General features: G+C 45.2%; 16 protein-coding genes. 9 read left to right on the top strand and 7 right to left on the bottom strand.

Going from position 1 to position 18,383, the window contains the following annotated elements; all coding sequences use genetic code 11:
• Positions 1–64: 64 nt before the first annotated feature.
• The 3 genes from glmS to ABZR88_RS18505 form a co-directional block, all read right to left on the bottom strand.
• Positions 65–1,900 (bottom strand): glutamine--fructose-6-phosphate transaminase (isomerizing), encoded by a 1,836-nt coding sequence (glmS, locus tag ABZR88_RS18515; protein ID WP_107827446.1) that lies wholly within the window; start codon positions 1,898–1,900, stop codon positions 65–67.
• Positions 1,901–2,027: 127 nt separating this feature from the next.
• A complete protein-coding gene (locus ABZR88_RS18510) occupies positions 2,028–3,452 on the bottom strand; it encodes a DUF4270 family protein (RefSeq protein WP_107827445.1) in 1,425 nt (474 codons plus the stop codon).
• A gap of 16 nt (positions 3,453–3,468) precedes the next feature.
• Positions 3,469–4,293 (bottom strand): glycogen/starch synthase, encoded by an 825-nt coding sequence (locus ABZR88_RS18505; RefSeq protein ID WP_107827444.1) that lies wholly within the window; start codon positions 4,291–4,293, stop codon positions 3,469–3,471.
• A gap of 156 nt (positions 4,294–4,449) precedes the next feature.
• Here ABZR88_RS18505 and panC point away from each other — a divergent pair, with 156 nt between their 5' ends.
• Complete coding sequence (gene panC, locus ABZR88_RS18500) at positions 4,450–5,286, top strand: pantoate--beta-alanine ligase (protein ID WP_107827443.1); 837 nt, start codon at positions 4,450–4,452, stop codon at positions 5,284–5,286.
• A gap of 10 nt (positions 5,287–5,296) precedes the next feature.
• Complete coding sequence (locus ABZR88_RS18495; RefSeq protein ID WP_107827442.1) at positions 5,297–5,953, top strand: hypothetical protein; 657 nt, start codon at positions 5,297–5,299, stop codon at positions 5,951–5,953.
• Between the two features lie 2 nt (positions 5,954–5,955).
• Here the strand turns inward: ABZR88_RS18495 and ABZR88_RS18490 are convergent, their stop codons facing one another.
• Positions 5,956–6,417 carry a phosphatidylglycerophosphatase A gene (locus ABZR88_RS18490; RefSeq protein ID WP_107827441.1) on the bottom strand — a complete coding sequence of 154 codons (462 nt, stop codon included), beginning with the start codon at positions 6,415–6,417 and terminating at the stop codon, positions 5,956–5,958.
• A 99-nt stretch (positions 6,418–6,516) separates the two neighbouring features.
• On the opposite strand from ABZR88_RS18490, the gene ABZR88_RS18485 reads away from it, so the two are divergent.
• On the top strand, positions 6,517–9,045 hold the full coding sequence (locus tag ABZR88_RS18485; RefSeq protein WP_107827440.1) for a hypothetical protein: 2,529 nt from the start codon (positions 6,517–6,519) through the stop codon (positions 9,043–9,045).
• 46 nt (positions 9,046–9,091) lie between these two features.
• On the opposite strand, the gene ABZR88_RS18480 is transcribed toward ABZR88_RS18485, so the two are convergent.
• Positions 9,092–11,149 carry a gliding motility-associated C-terminal domain-containing protein gene (locus ABZR88_RS18480; protein WP_170113550.1) on the bottom strand — a complete coding sequence of 686 codons (2,058 nt, stop codon included), beginning with the start codon at positions 11,147–11,149 and terminating at the stop codon, positions 9,092–9,094.
• 261 nt (positions 11,150–11,410) lie between these two features.
• Positions 11,411–12,838, bottom strand: coding sequence for an L-serine ammonia-lyase (locus ABZR88_RS18475; protein WP_107827438.1), 1,428 nt, complete (start codon positions 12,836–12,838; stop codon positions 11,411–11,413).
• Between the two features lie 113 nt (positions 12,839–12,951).
• Between ABZR88_RS18475 and ABZR88_RS18470 the strand changes: the two genes are divergently transcribed.
• Together ABZR88_RS18470 and ABZR88_RS18465 are read left to right on the top strand one after the other, a co-directional pair.
• The gene (locus ABZR88_RS18470) at positions 12,952–13,404 is read left to right on the top strand and encodes a DUF5684 domain-containing protein (RefSeq protein ID WP_211309755.1); all 453 of its coding nucleotides are present in this window, start codon (positions 12,952–12,954) and stop codon (positions 13,402–13,404) included.
• A gap of 18 nt (positions 13,405–13,422) precedes the next feature.
• Entirely contained in the window at positions 13,423–13,743 is a 321-nt protein-coding gene (locus ABZR88_RS18465) for a DUF2752 domain-containing protein (protein WP_170113549.1), read from the top strand.
• Here the strand turns inward: ABZR88_RS18465 and ABZR88_RS18460 are convergent.
• Positions 13,740–14,513, bottom strand: a complete 774-nt coding sequence (locus ABZR88_RS18460) for an RDD family protein (RefSeq protein WP_107827436.1) — start codon at positions 14,511–14,513, stop codon at positions 13,740–13,742. The genes ABZR88_RS18465 and ABZR88_RS18460 overlap by 4 nt on opposite strands.
• 94 nt (positions 14,514–14,607) lie before the next feature.
• Here ABZR88_RS18460 and ABZR88_RS18455 point away from each other — a divergent pair, with 94 nt between their 5' ends.
• The 4 genes from ABZR88_RS18455 to ABZR88_RS18440 are packed head-to-tail and all read left to right on the top strand — an operon-like array spanning position 14,608 to position 18,382.
• Positions 14,608–15,597, top strand: a complete 990-nt coding sequence (locus tag ABZR88_RS18455) for a stage II sporulation protein M (RefSeq protein WP_107827435.1) — start codon at positions 14,608–14,610, stop codon at positions 15,595–15,597.
• On the top strand, positions 15,563–16,411 hold the full coding sequence (locus ABZR88_RS18450; RefSeq protein ID WP_107827434.1) for a hypothetical protein: 849 nt from the start codon (positions 15,563–15,565) through the stop codon (positions 16,409–16,411). The genes ABZR88_RS18455 and ABZR88_RS18450 overlap by 35 nt, the downstream gene beginning before the upstream one ends.
• The gene (locus tag ABZR88_RS18445; RefSeq protein ID WP_107827433.1) at positions 16,362–17,213 is read left to right on the top strand and encodes a DUF4129 domain-containing protein; all 852 of its coding nucleotides are present in this window, start codon (positions 16,362–16,364) and stop codon (positions 17,211–17,213) included. Before ABZR88_RS18450 ends, ABZR88_RS18445 begins: the two co-directional genes overlap by 50 nt.
• Positions 17,210–18,382, top strand: a complete 1,173-nt coding sequence (locus ABZR88_RS18440) for a DUF4350 domain-containing protein (RefSeq protein WP_107827432.1) — start codon at positions 17,210–17,212, stop codon at positions 18,380–18,382. The genes ABZR88_RS18445 and ABZR88_RS18440 overlap by 4 nt, the downstream gene beginning before the upstream one ends.
• The last annotated feature ends 1 nt before the right edge of the window (position 18,383 follow it).

Below are 18,383 nucleotides of genomic sequence, written 5' to 3'. Positions count from 1 at the left end.
TAAGTATTCTTTCAGCTGACTAAGCACTGGTCAACAGTTTTGTCAGTAGCTAAAGTGTAGCGTTTTATTCTACTGTAACTGATTTAGCCAGGTTACGTGGCTGATCAACGTTACAGCCACGCATTACCGCAATGTGATAAGATAATAACTGCAGTGGTATGGTTGCCAGCAATGGCACGAATGCTTCGCCGGTTTGTGGTATTTCAATAACGTGCTCGGCCATACCTTTAATTATGGTATCGCCCTCGGTAACAATAGCAATTACTTTACCACCTCTGGCTTTTACCTCCTGTATGTTACTTACCACTTTCTCATGCGATGAGTTTTTGGTGGCGATAAACACTACCGGCATTTCAGCATCAATCAGTGCAATTGGGCCGTGTTTCATCTCAGCAGCAGGGTAGCCTTCTGCGTGGATGTAAGAGATCTCTTTTAGTTTCAACGCACCTTCCAGTGCTACAGGGAATGAACTGCCACGACCCAGGAACAAGCAGTTGTTAGAGTCTTTATAAGTAGCAGCAATCTCTTTGATCTGATCGTTTGCTTGTAACGCTTTCTCAATCAGATCCGGAATTTCGTTTAGCTCGGTCAGATACTCAATCAGTTTGCCCTGAGTTATAGTGCCACGCTGCTGGGCTATATAGAAAGCCATAAGCGTTAGCGCAGTAACCTGTGCAGTAAATGCTTTGGTTGATGCCACACCAATTTCTGGGCCAGCGTGAGTATATACACCTGCATGGGTAATGCGCGGAATGGATGCACCTACCACGTTGCAGATACCAAATATAGTAGCGCCTTTCTCTTTGGCCAGTTCAATAGCGGCCATGGTATCGGCAGTCTCGCCTGACTGAGAGATGGCAATTACCAGGTCTTTCTCTGAGATTATAGGATTGCGGTAACGGAACTCTGAAGCGTATTCTACTTCTACCGGTACACGTGCATATTCTTCAATCAGGTATTCGCCCACCAAACCAGCGTGCCATGAAGTACCGCAGGCTACAATAATAATGCGGTCAATATTCTTCAGTTTCTCGGTATATTCTTTGATGCCGCCCAGTTGTACAATACCACGCTCCGGATAAATACGGCCGCGCATACAATCACGAATAGAACGTGGCTGCTCATAGATCTCCTTCATCATGAAGTGATCATAACCACCTTTTTCCAGCATTTCCAATTGCAAATCAAGCTCCTGGATGTATGGGGTCTGGATGGTGTTGTCTATGTTCTTAATCAGCAGGTCGTCACGACGGATGTAAGCGATCTCGTTATCATTCAGGTAGATTACGTTTTTGGTGTACTCTACAATCGGGGTAGCATCTGATGCTACAAAGTACTCACCTTTGCCAACACCAATTACCATTGGGCTGCCTTTGCGGGCCGCAATCATCAGGTCTGGCTCTGTAGAACACATGATAACAATAGCGTAAGCGCCAATTACCTTGTTAAGGGCTAAACGAGCAGCCTCCTGGAGATCAAGACCAGTTTCTTTCTGAATATCTTCTATCAGGTTGATCAATACCTCGGTATCGGTATCACTTTTAAATTTGTACCCTTTGGTAAGCAGCGCCTCTTTAATGGTAGCATAGTTTTCAATAATACCATTGTGGATAATAGTAAGCTTACGACTATTTGAAGGATGCGGGTGTGAGTTACGGTCACTAGGTGCGCCGTGAGTGGCCCAACGCGTGTGCCCCATACCCAGAGTGCCTTTCAGCGGGATATCTTTAACAAAGTTTTCAAGGTCGTTTACCTTGCCAGCTTTTTTATAAACTTTTAGTTCTTTATCAAGTAAAGCCACACCAGCACTATCATAACCACGATATTCCAGTCGGTGCAAGCCTTTTATTACAATTGGATAGGCGTCGCGATAGCCTATATAACCTACAATTCCACACATAAATAGTTAGCGATTGTCTATAAGGGGTTAAAACGATAAAGGTAAATACTTATTAGCACAAAAACGTCAATGTTTTTGTCAAAGTATAGCAGTAACAAAAAATCCCCGAAAGGGGATTTTTTGTTTTTTATTTACCAGAATTAACCTTGGTGTAAATTACATTTAGTTTAATGCGGTACGGGTAGTTTGAGGACGATGATGCTTGCGAACCCACAGCTACCAGGCGGCCAGCCACTTGCGGTGTTGGTGCATAATCTGTTGCAAGAGGGTCTTGTGATGCGTTTGTTTCGTCGGTAACGCCCAGGTAGGTGCCGTAGTCTACGGTTTTGCCTCGCATCAAATCTTGTATGTAGCCGGTAATTATAAAGTGATAGCTACCGTCGGTGGTATAGAAACCGCCAAACGCGCCTTTGCCCAAATATCTGGGATCGGTAGTATTATCGTCCTGTAGAAAGGTACGTTGCTTGGCTATATCCCACTGGTACATAATAATAGCAGGTTGCGGTGCCAGTGGCACAGTAGTGCCAGGTGCCGGTGTAATAACCAGGTCTGCCCGGTTAATAACAATGCTGCCGCCAGCCTGGGTAGCAATGTTTTTCAGGTTAGGAAAGCTGATTTTTGCTTTTAAGCCCCCCATGCCTTGTAGATAAAACGTGCTGTTTGATGTAGCTTGATTGGCTATTGCGGCAGTAACTGCTGCAGATGGCGTGCGTTTAATCTCGGCAGCAAATTTTGAGAACGGCATTTGTACAATGGCGGTGTCAATGGTGCCGTTGCCGTCGTTGGTACGGTAATAAACGTCAACGCTGCTGGAGTCTGTTAGTGCCAGCATCATGGCGCCGCCTGTGCTGCTGCCCAGTTGAGCAGGGTCTAACTTTATATATAAGCCTTTAATAGCTTTCTGAAATTCTGTTACAGAGTTTAACTGTGTTGATGTTGCTCTGAACAGGTTGTTGTTGATAAACGCAGTGCTAATCGGAATTCTGATTTGTGGTGCTACCAGTTTAGCTGTGTCTTTGCCTCCGGTTACAATATCAGTAATACTTACCCTGGTATTAGGGCGTGCATTAAAGGTTTTTGTACCCAGTAATGTAGGCAGGGTAGACCAGGTGTCTGTAGCATGGTAGTTCTTGGTAACATCAGGGTTGGTGGCCAACTGATAAACGTCTGCTTTGTATCGGGTTGCCAGCGAGTCACCATAAAAACCCTGTGCGTAACGCAGTACCAGTACGGCAGAGTCTACGGTGATGGTGCCGGTTGGGAGAACATAGGCTGTTGAGCCAGGCAGGTTAAGACCAAGAGCCAGGCTTGATTGGGTAACACCTAACACCGGGTCATTAATATAAGCTAGCGGAGACCGGGTATAACCAGTAGTGTCGCTGGTTACCACAGGGTCTTCATTCATGGTATTTACAGTAATATCATTATACTCATATAATGAGCCGGTTAACTTCTGGTCGGGATCAAGACCTATACCGGTTTGTTTATTACATCCACTGAAAATAAAAAGACTTATTAACAAGGTCAATAAGTCTAATCGGAAAAATTTCATATACGGCGTCTAATACTTATGCTACATGCACCAATTCTTCATTGGTAATTTCGTCGTAAAAATTGTAATAATTTTCGAAATCAGCGGTGTCATTAAATTCTAAAAGCGATTTATTGCCGTTTTTAACATTATTTAACACTTCCTCATCGATGCTTTCAGTACCGAAAACTACACCGTCTGAGTATTTAATAGCGCCCAGGTCAAGTGCTACGTTGGTGCCCGGTTTAAATACTTCGGTATGCTCTTCGTTCATGTCGGCCATAATGGCTTTCTGCGCAAATTCGCCGTTCAGGGCGCCTTCAAACTCTTTGTCATACACAGAGTAAATTACCTTTGAGTGTTTAAAGGTAGGGTCGTCTTTGTAAGTGGTTTTCAGGTATACCGGCACCAGTGCGCTCATCCAGCCGTGGCAGTGAACGATATCTGGCGACCAGCCCAGTTTTTTTACAGTTTCAATAGCGCCTTTGCAGAAGAAGATCATGCGCTCGTCATTATCGGCGTAAAATTTACCGTCTTTATCGGCAAACACGTGCTTACGCTGAAAATACTCGTCATTATCCAGAAAATAAACCTGCATGCGGGCAGCCGGGATAGAAGCAACTTTAATGATCAGGGGGTTATCGTTATCGTTAATAATAATGTTCATCCCTGAAAGACGGATCACCTCGTGCAGGCGATTGCGGCGCTCATTAATGTTACCGAACCGCGGCATCAGGATGCGAATCTCAAAACCCTTATCCTGCATGGCCTGAGGCAGCTGGCGGGTTATTTCAGAAATTTTTGTGAGATCGAGGAAAGGTGACATTTCATGAGTTATAAACAGAAGCTTAGATTTACCCATCTCTTATCAGTGTTTTTAAATTGTACAGAACCTCAAAAAATTTGAGTCTGCAAATATAATCATTATTCTAAAAATAATCAATGGAAAGTGCAAGTAAGTTTTGGTTATTTTTGGCGAATTGTTCAACTTTGCCACCTTTTTTAAAACATTAAGCTTTTGAAGGTATTTAAGCTGAAAACCGACCTGCAGCAGTATCTGAATGATCTGCGTGCTGAGGGTAAAACCATTGGCCTGACGGCCACTATGGGCGCTTTGCACCAGGGGCACCTGTCATTAGTGGCCCGGGCAAAGGAGCAAACAGACGTGGTTGTTGCCACTATTTTTGTTAATCCTACCCAGTTTAACGACCCTAAAGACCTGGAGAAATATCCCCGGCCGATAGCGCACGATATCCGGCTTTTAGAACAGGCCGGCTGTGATGTTTTGTTCAACCCGGAGGTGACCGAAATGTATGCCGCCAATGAGCAATGGCATTTAGACATAGGGGCGCTGGAACATTTGCTGGAGGGTAAATTTCGTCCGGGTCATTATCAGGGGGTTACGCAGATTGTATTTAAGCTGTTTGATGTGGTAAAGCCAGATCTGGCTTTCTTTGGTCAGAAAGATTATCAGCAGGTGATGGTGATCAGCCGGATGGTTGAGCTGTTAAGCCTGCCGGTAAAACTGGTGATGTGCCCTATTGAACGCGAGGCTGACGGGCTGGCCATGAGCTCGCGCAATGTGCATCTGTCTGCTCAGGAACATCAAACGGCGCTGGTGCTATCTAAAACCTTGTTCTGGCTGCGCGATCATTTCAGCGTAGATGAAATGGCCGATTTGCAACAGCAGGGGACTGATCAAATAAGCCATGCTCCCGGCGTTGACTTTGAATACCTGGAGCTGGCCGATGGCGAAACCCTGCTGCCTGCTACCCCTCAAAGCAAAAGCATAGTGGCACTGGTAGCGGCCAAAGTGGGCGCCACTCGTTTAATTGATAATGTGATTGTGAAATAAAACTACACCTATGAAAAAACACATCTTTGGTATGTTGATGATCTGCGCCGCGGCGCTGGCATCATGCGGTAAAAAAGTGCCTCAGGGCAAACTGGTTTACACGCTGAGTTATGATCTGCCCGATAATATCAGGCAGTTTGCAGATCATCTGCCTAAAGAAGCTGTGGTTTATTTCAAAGGGGATTCTGCCGTAGTGGTCCAGAAAATGGGCGACGAGTCTACTACGGTGATTACGCATCAGCCTACCAAATTTATGGATGTGCTGTTTAAATCGCCTAAGCAGAGCTATCAGGTTAATTACTCCAAACAAGACCAGGAGGAAGACCGCAGCCACATGCCAATTTTTGAGGCGGTAAAAGGCCCACAAACCAAAACCATGAACGGCGTGGCTGCTCAACAATATACGCTGAGTGATAAGATGACCACCGAGAACCAGGAAGCCTGGTTTACCACGGCTATTAAAGCGCCACAAAGTTATTTGTCAAAAATGCTCGATCCGGTTTTGGGTGTGCCGTTGGTTTTTAGCTACAACCAAAACGGTATGATTACCCATGTTAAGATAAAAGAGATCAATACAGACGAGGATGTGCCTGCAGGCGTGTTTACAGTCCCGGCTGGTTACCAAAAGCTAGCGCCGAAAGATCTGCAGATGTCTGGCGAAGAATAAGCTTAACGTAGGTGAAAGATCAGGGCGGCTAACTGCAATACCAGGTTGCTGTAAACACCCGCCAGCACGTCATCGGCCATTACGCCGGTGCCGCCTTTTAGCGCTTCCATTTTGCGGATGCCCAGGGGTTTCAGGATGTCAAAAAATCGGAACAGCAATAATCCTCCCGCAAGCACATAGATGTTATGCGGCAGGAAAAGTATGGCTATCAGCATGCCGGCTACCTCATCAATTACCACGCGCGAGCTGTCTTTGCCCCAATCGGGCTCCACTTCATCGCCGCTAAAAATACCCACCAAAGTGATGGCCAGCGTGAACAAAAACAACCCCCAATCATTTTGACCGGCAGGTTTTTGCCAGATGGCATAAATAAGCGGACAGGTAACCAAGGCCGCAATAGTACCACCGCCTTTTATAAATCCGATCCCAAACCAGGATGCAATAGTTTTGTGCAAGTTTTTCACCGGGAGCGAAGATAGTAAGGATTGGATAGAAGTGTAAATGTAATAATGCTGCCCAACAGATAATTATTGCTAACTTTAATTAACCACTTTATAATACCTATGCCTAAACTACGTTTGCCTGCTGCCTTGGCGGTGATATTGATATGCAGTTTATATTTCAGCGTATCAGCCCAACAGGCATCAACCTTCAAACTGTTTTTTGAGAAAACCTACCTGCATACAGATCGCGATGTTTACACCCAGGGCGATACCCTGTGGTTTAAAGCCTACCTTGTAAATGCTGCCGATAATAAGTTGATTGGCACCAGCAACAATTTGCATGTAGAGCTGATTGATGCGCAGGCCCACATCCGCGGCAGCGAGGTGATCAGGCTGGATGGGGGTACCGGCAAGGGCGATTTTGAACTGAATGATACCATTCCGGCAGGCACCTATCAACTGCGGGCCTACACCAACTGGATGCGCAACTTTGGCGATAATTTCTTCTTTGAGAAAATCATCACCCTGTTGCCTGCCGAACAGGGCAAACCGGAGGAAGTGGGGAAAACAATAGCCCGGCCACCTGTTAAGCCAGCCGATATTAAAAATACACTTCCCGTAGTAAGCGTCCCTCAAACTCCATCGGTGCGGTTTTTTCCCGAAGGAGGCTCGCTGGTTGAAGGAGTGGGAAGTATAATCGCCGTTAAGGCAGAAGGTGCTAATGGAACTGGTGTAAAGGCTACAGGCGCTGTGCTGTCATCAGCAGGAGATACTGTGGCGCATTTTACTTGCGATACGTTGGGCATGGGCTTGTTTACGCTGTTGCCAATTGCTGGTCAGCATTATAAAGCAGTAACGTTGGTGAATGGCAAAACTGTTACGACCGATTTGCCTGCCGCATTGAAAGACGGCCTGTCGCTACACATTCGCCAAAGCGACAGTCTGCTGCTGGCGGTTATCTCGGGCAAAACAGCAGCGTTGCCTTTTAATTGCCGGCTGGTGGTAAGACACGGCGGCGTTATCCAGGCCAGTAATGATTTGCAGCTGACCGGTCAGCAGTTGGCCGTGCGCATCCCCACAACAGGTCTGCCCCAGGGCGTTTGTGCTATAACGATTTATGACGCCGAAGGCAAGCCGCATTGTGAACGACTGGTATACATTCATCATCCACAGCAAGGAGCTATCAGTCTGAAAACAGATAAAAAAGATTATCAGTCCTACACGCCAACCACGCTTAATTTGCATGGTGCGCCAGGGTCGGCGCTTTCGGTAGCGGTGGTTGATAGTGAGGCATCCGCCGGGCAATCTGATGATATTGTAAGCTACCTGATGCTGGGCTCTGAACTGCGCGGACATGTAGACCATGCCGCACGCTATTTTGATACCACCAATATTAATCGCTACAAGCAACTGGACATGCTACTGCTTACCCAGGGCTGGCGCGATTTTGTGTGGCGACGTATGGCGGATACGGCCATACATATTAGTTATGGGGCGGAGAGCGGGATTGTGGTTTCGGGGCGGTTAAAAGATGAAACTACTAAGAAACCAATGCCCGGAATGTTTCTTACGTTATTTGCGCCTAACGCTACCGGTATTAAAACCTTTAGTGCAATAAGCGATTCTTCGGGACGATTTAGTTTTGATAACATGGTTGCTTATGGTAAACAACAGGTGAGGTTTACCGCAGTAGATCAAAAAGGTGTACAAGGGGGGAGCTTTTCTTTAGATACTGTTACGCTGTTAAAAGCTTACCCGCCTGCCGGGGCGGCAGATCTAAAGTTTGATACTAGCGCTGTCCGTCAAAAACGAATGATGGCCTCATTGGCGTCGAAGGATAAAGTCACCAATTTAAAAGAGGTTAAGGTAAGGGGTAAGTCAAAAACGGTGGTGCTAAATGGCGGAAAGGTATTTACCAGTTGGGGACCTGACCAGGTATTTAACATTACACCCGCCGACGAAAAGTTTAAAACACTTACCTGGTACCTGTTGCAAAATGCAAAGGGGGCTATGCAAGCCAAACCAACAGATATTAATCCCGGGGCAGACGGGGTTGAGTTTATGGGAGTGGATACGATGGTAACTGTGACAGTTAATCCGTTTACAGGTCAGGCAACATCCGGTTATAAGCAAACCACGCGCTTGCTCAAACCACTAATATTTATTAACGACAGAGAGTTATACATGGACAACGATATACAGGCTATGACATACATCAGAACCTATTATAACATGCCTATTACCAAGTTTAAAAAGATAGTATTAAAGCGCATGGTTGGTAGTTTGCATACATTGGGTTGGGATGGCCGTACGTTGCCTTCCAATGCCGAGGCTATGTTGATAGACCGGTACCTTTTATATCTTACGATGGATGAAGACGCCATGACCGATAATCCCGGCCGCCTGACTGCAAATGTACAAGGCTATTATGAAGCACGCGATTTCTATACGCCTACTACGGCAAATGCTGCCCGAAATTTACCCTACCGGCCCACTATCCATTGGGAGCCTTTGGTAAAAACGGATAACACGGGTAATGCCGTGATTTCCTATTTCAACGCAGAGCCAGGCGATGTAAAAGTGATAGTACAGGGGATTGGAGCCGATGGTATACCACTTATAAGCACTGTTACTTATGCAGTAAAATAAATAACATATATTTATCCATCGCCCAAAAAGTTTTTAAAGATTGGCTCTACCTTATAATGGTTAAGTGGCCGGTAAATGGTTTTTCTTTTGGATCGGTTTTTATAATGTAGTAATATACGCCGGATGGTAATTCCTGGTTGTTATAATGCCCATTCCATGGCGAAGGATATCCTTTGGAAAAAAATACTTGTATACCATACCGGTTAAACACAGATACGGTACTGGTTGTAAAAGTATTAATGTTTTTTATCATCCAGGTATCATTTACGCCGTCGCCATTGGGCGTAAAAGTATTAGGGATTTCAACCACACCGGCATTGGGTACGATAGTGAGCGTACCGTCAATATATTTAAAAGCATAATTAGCAGCGCTGGCATTGCTTGCAGTAATAGGATACTGGCCAACCGGTGAGGAAATATCGGCAGGGGTGGTAATATTTGCCAAGGTTGTTAATTGTGTTATGCCCTCGTTGTTAACAAAGCCCCTATAGGTGGCTGTTAGCGTGGGGTTGGCGGTGCCATAAATTTTGTCCTTATCGTCGGCTTGTACGGTTAGCGTTGCGGGCTTTACCTCACTTGCGAGTATGGGTATTTTAACATCAGCCAGATTGTTTCCGCTCATGATCAGGTTGCCTGTGTAACTGCCCACGGGTGTTGCTGACGTTAATCTTAAATAGACCGGGGTGGAGTTAATGGTGCCGGCGTTTGCATTAATGGTCAGTACTTTATTGTAGTTAACACCATCATTGCTTATTTCAAACCCATCCGGAGCAGTTATGGTTAATGCGGACGTTAACCAGGTGCCCGACACGGTAATTGAAGTGGTTGCAGACGCACTACCGTAAATGGTTGACAACGCAGAAAGGCTACCTACGGCAGATACGCCTGGCGATGGGTTAACCGTAATTTTAAATGTGGCAGGCGCACAGTTATTGCCACCGAGGATAAAGTTGCCTGCACCAAAAGGTTCATCCCCGGGTACACTTACATCAGCAATTATTTTATTTAATTCGGCATCTATTATGGTGACTGTATTGCTGAGGGGGTTAGTTAAAACAACACGTTTCCCATCCGGACTAACATCTAAACCGGCAGAGCCGATCCCAGTCAAATCAATGGTGGCTACAGTAGCATAGCTGATGGTATTGATGATCTTCAGCTGGTTAACGGTAGCAGATCTTACATATAACAAAGCTCCATCAGGGCTCAAGGCTAAATTTCTTGGACCGTAGCCAACCGGTATGGTAGCTATAACTGTGTTGCTATTTGTACTGATTACAGAAATAGAACCCGATCCCGTATTAGAAACATATACAAGTTTACCGTCAGGGCTTGTTATAATATACCATGGCAGCCTATCTACTGTTATATTGGTTATTTTGGCTCCGGTATTTGCATTAAGAACGGTTATTGACCCTGGACCGTTTTTCTCATAATCGTCATTCATAACATACAAAACGCTTCCATCAGCGCTGCTTGTTACAAAAAGCGGATTAATGCCGGCGGCGTACTTACCCACCACTGTATTGGTAGATGTATTGATTACCGAAATATTGCCGTCATTATAGTTAGGTACATAAGCCCGGCTCCCGTCGGGGGTTACATAAACGCTAAACGGGTATGAGCCAACCGCTATAGTTGTTTTAACCGTATTAGTTAATGTATTGACCACCGAAACCGAACCCCCATAAGAGTTAGCTATATAAATTTGATTATTACTGGGGTTTACATAAGCGCCTACAGGTACTTTCCCTACTCCAAAGGTTGTTACTATTTGATTTGTTGCCAGATCAATAACAGATACGGTATTTATATAATTATTGGTAATGTATGCCATGCCTGAAACCATAGGCGTGGCTGTAATTGTAGCAACGATGGGGCTGTTGGTATTGTTAGTGGCGGTAAATGCGGGAAGATTTCCTGTTCCTGTTGCTGGCAAACCAATCTCCGGCTTATCGTTAGTCCATTTGTAGGAGCATTGAGTGCCCGGGAACGTTACGTTCTCAACCCTGGTGCCGTTAACAACGGTTTGATCTTGTGCCCGGGCCACCGGGCAGCACATCAGAAAGATAATTGACAGGATGAATAGTAAACAAATCCTCATAAGGTTTAGCTGGCCAAAGATATTAAATTGAGGCTTCTCCCGGAAGAGGTATTGGTGCCGCATTTATGAGACAGATAGCCATTGCCGGCAACCTGCCTGCCCGTCTTGAAAGGGGTTGGGCCACGATTGCCTACTGTTTAACAAACCCCTCTCTACACCCCTCCCAAAGGCGGCAATCGCACGGTACCCGCGTCTGTTAGCTAGGCATCTCTAATAAGATAACGAACTATTACTTTTAAAGGGAGGATAGATAAGCGATGTTTAACACTCAGGCAAACTTATCGGCACGTTGATGGCCAGGCCGCCGTCGGCGGTCTCTTTGTATTTAAAATTCATGTCCTGTGCGGTTTGCCACATGGTTTTTACCACGGCGTCCAGGCTCACTTTGGCCTTATCTGGATTGCTTTGCAGCGCCAGTTGCGATGCGGTGATGGCTTTAATGGCACCCATGGTGTTGCGCTCAATGCAGGGCACCTGTACCAGGCCGCCAATCGGGTCGCAGGTCATGCCCAGGTGGTGTTCCATGGCAATTTCGGCTGCCATCAGTACCTGTCGCTGGGTGCCGCCCAGGCATTCGGTAAGGGCGGCAGCAGCCATGGCTGATGATACACCAATCTCTGCCTGACAGCCGCCCATAGCGGCCGATAGCGTGGCGCCTTTCTTAAATATGCTGCCAATCTCTGATGCGGTGAGTAGAAACTGGATGATCTTATCGTCGGTAAAACTGTCGCAAAAAACAATCAGGTATTGCAGCACAGCAGGCACTACCCCGGCCGCGCCATTGGTTGGGGCAGTTACCACCCTGCCGAAGGAAGCATTCTCTTCATTAATGGAAAGCGCAAAACAGCTCACCCAATCCAGTGTGTTTTTAAAATTATTTCCTGTATGGCGTATGGCTGCAACCCACTCATCATAATTATGATAAACGGCATCGCCAATTAAGCGGCGGTTAAGGTTGGCGGCGCGCCGTGCAACGTTCAATCCGCCGGGCAGGTGCCCGGTGGTATGGCAGCCGCGGTACATACACTCTTTAATCACCCTGAAAATGTTGAGCACCCCGGCGCGCGTCTCTTGCTCGGGGCGCCAGGCGGCTTCGTTCTCGGCTACTACTTCAGCTATTTTTAGTCCGGTTTTAATGCACCAGTGCAGCAAATCACCAGCGGTATCTATAGGGAAGGGGAGGTCAACTTCGGTGCGGCCTTGTCCTTCTGTGCCCTCCTGTACTACAAAGCCGCCTCCAATAGAGTAATAGGTCTCAGATACAGCCTTGCCGTTATTTAAAAACGCCTGGAAGGTTACAGCATTAGGGTGAAATGGCAAGCTCTCGGCAAAGAGAAACAACAAGTCATCCTCATAATTAAAGCTAATGGTTTGTGTTCCGTCCAGCTCCAATTGATGACTGGTTTTGATCTGATCTACTTTGTAAGTGATGTTATTAACGTCGAACGTTACCGGGTCATCACCGCTCAGGCCAAGTAGTATGGCAACGTCTGTTCCGTGGCCTTTGCCGGTTTTGGCTAACGAGCCGTACAGTAATATTTTTACCTGCGTTACCAGGGATAGAACGTTACGGTTTTGCAGTGATTGTACAAACTGCTGTGCCGCACGCCATGGACCCAGCGTATGCGAACTGGAAGGGCCAATGCCAATCTTAAAAATATCAAATACCGAAATCTGTTCGCGTTGCATCAATAACAAATTTAAATAATGTAACGCAAATAAGATACAGCGCCGCTATTGATAATCATCATATTATATTTAATTTAAGGGCAAATACTTAAAACTTATTATAATCTTAAATTATGGAAACTTACGACTCGTCTGCCGGTACTGCCGTCGCTGCTGGAGCCATTGTTATGTTTATTGTTATCATGTTATTATGGGTATTAATCCCAATTGTAGGAATGTGGAAGGCTTTCTCCAAAGCAGGTAAGCCAGGTTGGGCCGCCATCATTCCTATTTACAACTATATTGTAATGCTGGAAATAACAGGAAAGCCATTATGGTGGTGCATATTGATGTTGTTTCCTTGTACATCATTAATATTTGTTGTATGGAATACTAATCTAATCAGTAAAAGCTTTGGAAAAAGTGAAGGTTTTACTGTTGGGTTGTTTTTTCTGCCCTTTATCTTCTGGCCAATCCTTGGATTTGGTGATGCGCAATACCTTGGCCCATCTGCAAAAGAAGCAATGGCCGCCAATCGTTTCGGCTCAGCAGATTATCAAAGACCTTTTGATAACAACGCTCAATAAAATTTAATGTATTTAAATATGATATTTTGCAGCCTTGGGCAATTGGTCCAATGGCTGCAAAATCATTTATTGCCTTGTCCGCTAAAATACCTTACCGGTATTGATTGCCCCGGCTGTGGTTTTCAGCGCAGTGTAATAGCGCTTTTAAAAGGAAATTTGAAAGAGAGCCTGCACCTGTATCCCGCAGCTATTCCATTTATACTTACCGCCTTGTTTGTTGCTGTTGATGCTTACCGGGGCATTGATAACAGCGGTCTGATAAAAAAGACAGCTTATTTGATAACGGGGAACATCATGCTCATTAGTTATGTGATCAAGCTATATCATTTATACGCTTAAACTTCGGTGCGCGAGGTAACGTAGTTGTAGTCTTTTACCACGGCCAATAGAAAATCATACTCATTCATTCCTGCAGGTATCCCCATGTTGAGGTGGTTTTTAATCTGCATCGCCATATCATAAACCACCATGCTGTTGCCGGTAGTTTTAAATGTGGTAATTACTTCATGAATCAGTGAGATCTCATTATCGGTTAGGTTGCCCACTTCGGGTAAGATGGGCGTGTAGTCATCTTCAGGGGCTAGAAAATAAAGCTCGTCTAGCTGTGTGCGTGGCTGTGTCTTAATGAGGGTGGTGCCGGCAACCATATCGCCAATTCGTTGCTTTTTTTCAGACATGGCTACTGCTATAAGTGCACCAATGCCAACTGTTATGCCCAGATCCAATAGCCTGAAAACCCAGCGCAAAAAGAACTGACCAGTACCGGGGCGGGCACCGTTAAGGCTTACCACACGTATCTTCATGGCAAATTTGCCCAGGCTTTGGCCGTTAAAGAAAATCTCGGCAACAAGATCATAAAATGCTGCCAGTGTAGTAAAGACGATTAGTATGACAATTATTGATACGGGGATGCCTGCTACGCCCGAGCCCGAAGATTTAAGTACGCCTGGCGACAGCAATACGGTAAAAATAACGATGTAATATAGTATATAGCCAAAAGCGGCTATTACGCCCGTGTCTATGATGTGTGCCAGTATGCGATCGCCCAGACCGGCTACTTCATAATCAATATCAATGTTTTGTGAGGTTCTTATTCTTACGGTTTGCATGTATAACAAATATAAATAATTGAATTGGGCAATTATTTTATGAAGACATTATATTTTGTTGCTATTTTAACAAAAAATATTTGCGTTAGGCTCTATGCGTGAAGCACTGTTTGTAAAGCAAAATACAGCCAGATGGCGGAAATATGAAACCGAGAAAACCAGCGACCCTGATGAGCTTGCGGAGCGTTTCATATCTATAACCGACGATCTGGCGTATGCCAAAACCTTTTATCCACAATCTAAAACCACGGGCTACCTCAATGGGCTGGCCTCTGGCTTCCATCAGTCTATTTATAAAAACCGGAAAGAGAAAAGTAACCGTTTCCTTTCATTTTGGCGTCACGAGTTGCCTTGGCTGTTTTACCAGCATCGCCGGGAGCTTTTGGTATCGTTCCTGTTTTTTATAACCTTCTTCCTGATCGGTATTTTTTCAGCTAAGTACGACGGCTCTTTTATCAGGCTTGTTTTAGGCGACGACTATGTGAACATGACTAATGAAAATATTGCCAAAGGCGATCCATTCGGGGTTTACAAAGGCGAAAACGAGTGGCTGATGTTTTGGATGATTGCCAAAAATAACCTTACGGTAACGGCTATTACTTATCTGTTCGGCATCGTTTTGTCTGTAGGTACGCTTTATCATTTGTTTAAAAACGGACTGATGGTAGGCTGTTTCCAATACCTGTTTATAGCTAAGGGGTTGGCCGTAAAATCAATATTAGTGATTTGGATCCACGGCACGCTTGAGATATCAACCATTATACTAGCCGGCACCGCGGGACTGATTATGGGGAACAGTATCGTTTTTCCTAAAACCTACTCGCGTATGGTATCCTTTAAAAAGGGGGCGCTTAACGGCATGAAGGTCATCATCGGCATCTCGCCCATTGTGGTTACGGCTGCTTTTTTTGAGGGCTTTGTAACCCGCCATACCGAGATGCCGGTTTGGTTAAGCTGTTGCATTCTGGGCGGCTCGGCTGCATTTATTATCTGGTATGTTATTTTATACCCCATATATTTATCACAAAAACTGAAACCTGTATCATCAAATGAAAGAGAAAGTAGACCTGAACCGTCAGCGTGAATTTGGAGACATCATTAGCGATACCTTTTTAATTCTTAAACAGAACTTTAAGCATCTTTTTAAATATTGTCTTATTATCAGTGGGCTGTTTGTGGCCGCCGGTGTAGGGGTAAGTATTTTGGGTATCACGCAGCGCACCGCTTGGGATACCGGCTTATCAAAGCTTAACGGATATTACTTTGCAGCCCTGGTTATTCAGCTGGCCGGTGCCACTGGTATTGTTATTACCGTGGTGGCTTATCTTGATATTTATAATCGTAACGGCCGGCAAATCCCAACGTTAGAAGAGGTTTGGGGTTTTTTCAGGTACTATTTCTTCCGCGTTTTTGCTACGCATATTATTGCCACTATCGTTATCGTCATAGCTTTTCTGTGCTGTATTGTGCCGGGTATTTATTTGTACCCTGTTGTTGCGCTCATATTGCCTATTATGATCATTGAAAACATTGGTCCCGGTGATGCGGTAAAAAAAGCCTTCAAACTGGCCAAGGGCAATTGGTGGATGATATTTGGTACGCTGTTATTGATGGCGTTTATTGTTATAGCAGCCATTGCTGTATTGGTAATACCCGCGGCCATAATCTGGGGTGGAACATCGTGGCTTTCTGGCCATAAAGTTGGTAGCCCTTATGAAATTACTAAAGTTGTACTTACCGGAATCAGCCAGTTTTTATGGATGGTGCCCATCATCAGCGTTGTACTTATTTATTACTCTTTGAGTGAAACGGTAGAAGCCGGCGGCCTCTCGCAGCGCATTAAAATGTTTGGCCAAAAACCAGAAGGTGAAAGTGGCCCGCATCCTGAGCAATATTGATAGCTCATTGACCATGAAAAAAGGCTTTATACTGATACTCTTGTTAATAGGGCTGGTGTTTGCCGGCATGGCCGCGCCTTTGCCTGTAAAACAGGTTAAGCCTAAGCATTCTATTGTTATTGATAGCAGTAAAGTAAATGTTCGGGGCTTTAACCAGGCTGCGTTGAATAAGTACAAAGCCAGCGGCGATTTTAATTACGAGGACAAGCCCGAGAGCCGAGGTAGTAGCTGGTGGCACCGTTTCTGGCACTGGGTATGGTTTCAGTGGAATCGTTTTTGGGATTGGGTGGGCCATGTGCTGGCAAGGCTGTTTGGTAAAGTGCACGGCGGCGTCCATTCCTTATCTTATTTAAGATACCTGCTTATTTTTGTGCTGGCAGTGCTTATTGCTTTTATTGTTGCCAAGCTATTTGATATAGATCTGCGCCGGTTATTTAGTCGCAAAAGCAAACAGGTGGGCGGCGTGCCTTATACCGAGGAGATTGAAAACATCCATGAAATAGAATTTGATGGCGCCATTGCCGATGCTGTTGATGCCAAAAATTACCGGCTGGCGGTGCGTTTGTTATTTTTACGCAGCCTCAAACAACTGGCTGATGCCGGGCTGATTGACTGGAAGGCCGATAAAACCAATAGCGATTATGCGCGTGAATTACAGAACGCGGAACACAAACACGGTTTTCTGAGCGTAGCCCGCCAGTTTGAATATGTTTGGTATGGCGATTTCGCGGTAGCCGAGCCGCTTTACGGGCAGATTAATAACTCGTTTACCGATTTTAAACACCTCATTGTAAAACCATGAAGAGCCTGCGCATCTATATTATAGTGCTGTCGGCACTGTTGGTGGTTTACCTGGTGGCCCAATATAACCGGCCTAAACCTGTAGATTGGTCGTTATCATACAGTAAAGACGATAAGATTCCTTTCGGTACCTATGTGCTGTATAACCGTATCGGCGATATCATGCCCGGTGCGCGGGTAATCAGTTACCGCGAGCCTTTTTACAATGTGCTCCACAACTATGGCACGCTGCACGGGGCTTATGTTATTATTGCCGATGGCGTAAATCCTTCAAAATACGATACCGAGGCCCTTTCTGATTTTGTAAACGCGGGCAATGATGTTTTTATAGCGACATCTTATCTTGGCGAATCCCTCCAAAAGAAATTTAAGTTAAGAACCCAAATGGTTTTGGATGATAAGCATACTCCTGTACGGCTTATTAATAAATACCTGGATAGTGCGCGCAATTATAACCTTGGGCATAACGCCGGTGCGCTTTATTATGATCAAATTGATACGGTGCATGCCACCGTGCTGGGGGTGAACAAAAACCGTCGGCCCAATTTTGTTAAGTATCGGGTGGGTAAAGGCAATATCTACTTTAATACCAATCCGCTATTTTTTACCAATTATGGGATACTGAATAAAGACGGCGAAGCGTATGCTGCCAAAGCCTTGTCATACCTAAAGCCAACCAATATGGTGATCTGGGATCAATTTGCTGCGTTAGGGCCAGACGATGACGACTCTACCATGCGCGTGTTTTTACGATACCCTACCCTTAGGTGGGCATTTTACCTCTCGGTTTTCAGTTTGCTGATATTTACTGTATATGAAGCCAAGCGCCGGCAGCGCGTTATTCCGGTTATTGAACCGCTGCGTAATGAAACGGCCGACTTTGTGACCACGGTTGGAAACGTGTACTTTGAGCGCCATGATAATGCCGATATTGCCATAAAGAAGATTAACTACTTTGCTGATTTTTTACGTGCCAATCTGCAACTGAACGCCAATCTTGATGATCCCGATTTTTATGACCGGCTGGTGCAAAAATCAGGTGTTGATGCCGGGCTGGTTCGTCATCTGCTGGATCATATCATTTACCTGGGTCAGCAACAAACGGTTACCGATCAGGAACTGATCATACTAAATAATCTTATTGATAAATTTTACGCCAAAACCAAATAGA

This window comes from Mucilaginibacter yixingensis, from assembly GCF_041080815.1.
GTDB classification, from domain to species: domain Bacteria; phylum Bacteroidota; class Bacteroidia; order Sphingobacteriales; family Sphingobacteriaceae; genus Mucilaginibacter; species Mucilaginibacter yixingensis.
This window is presented reverse-complemented; position numbering and strand designations above follow the sequence as displayed.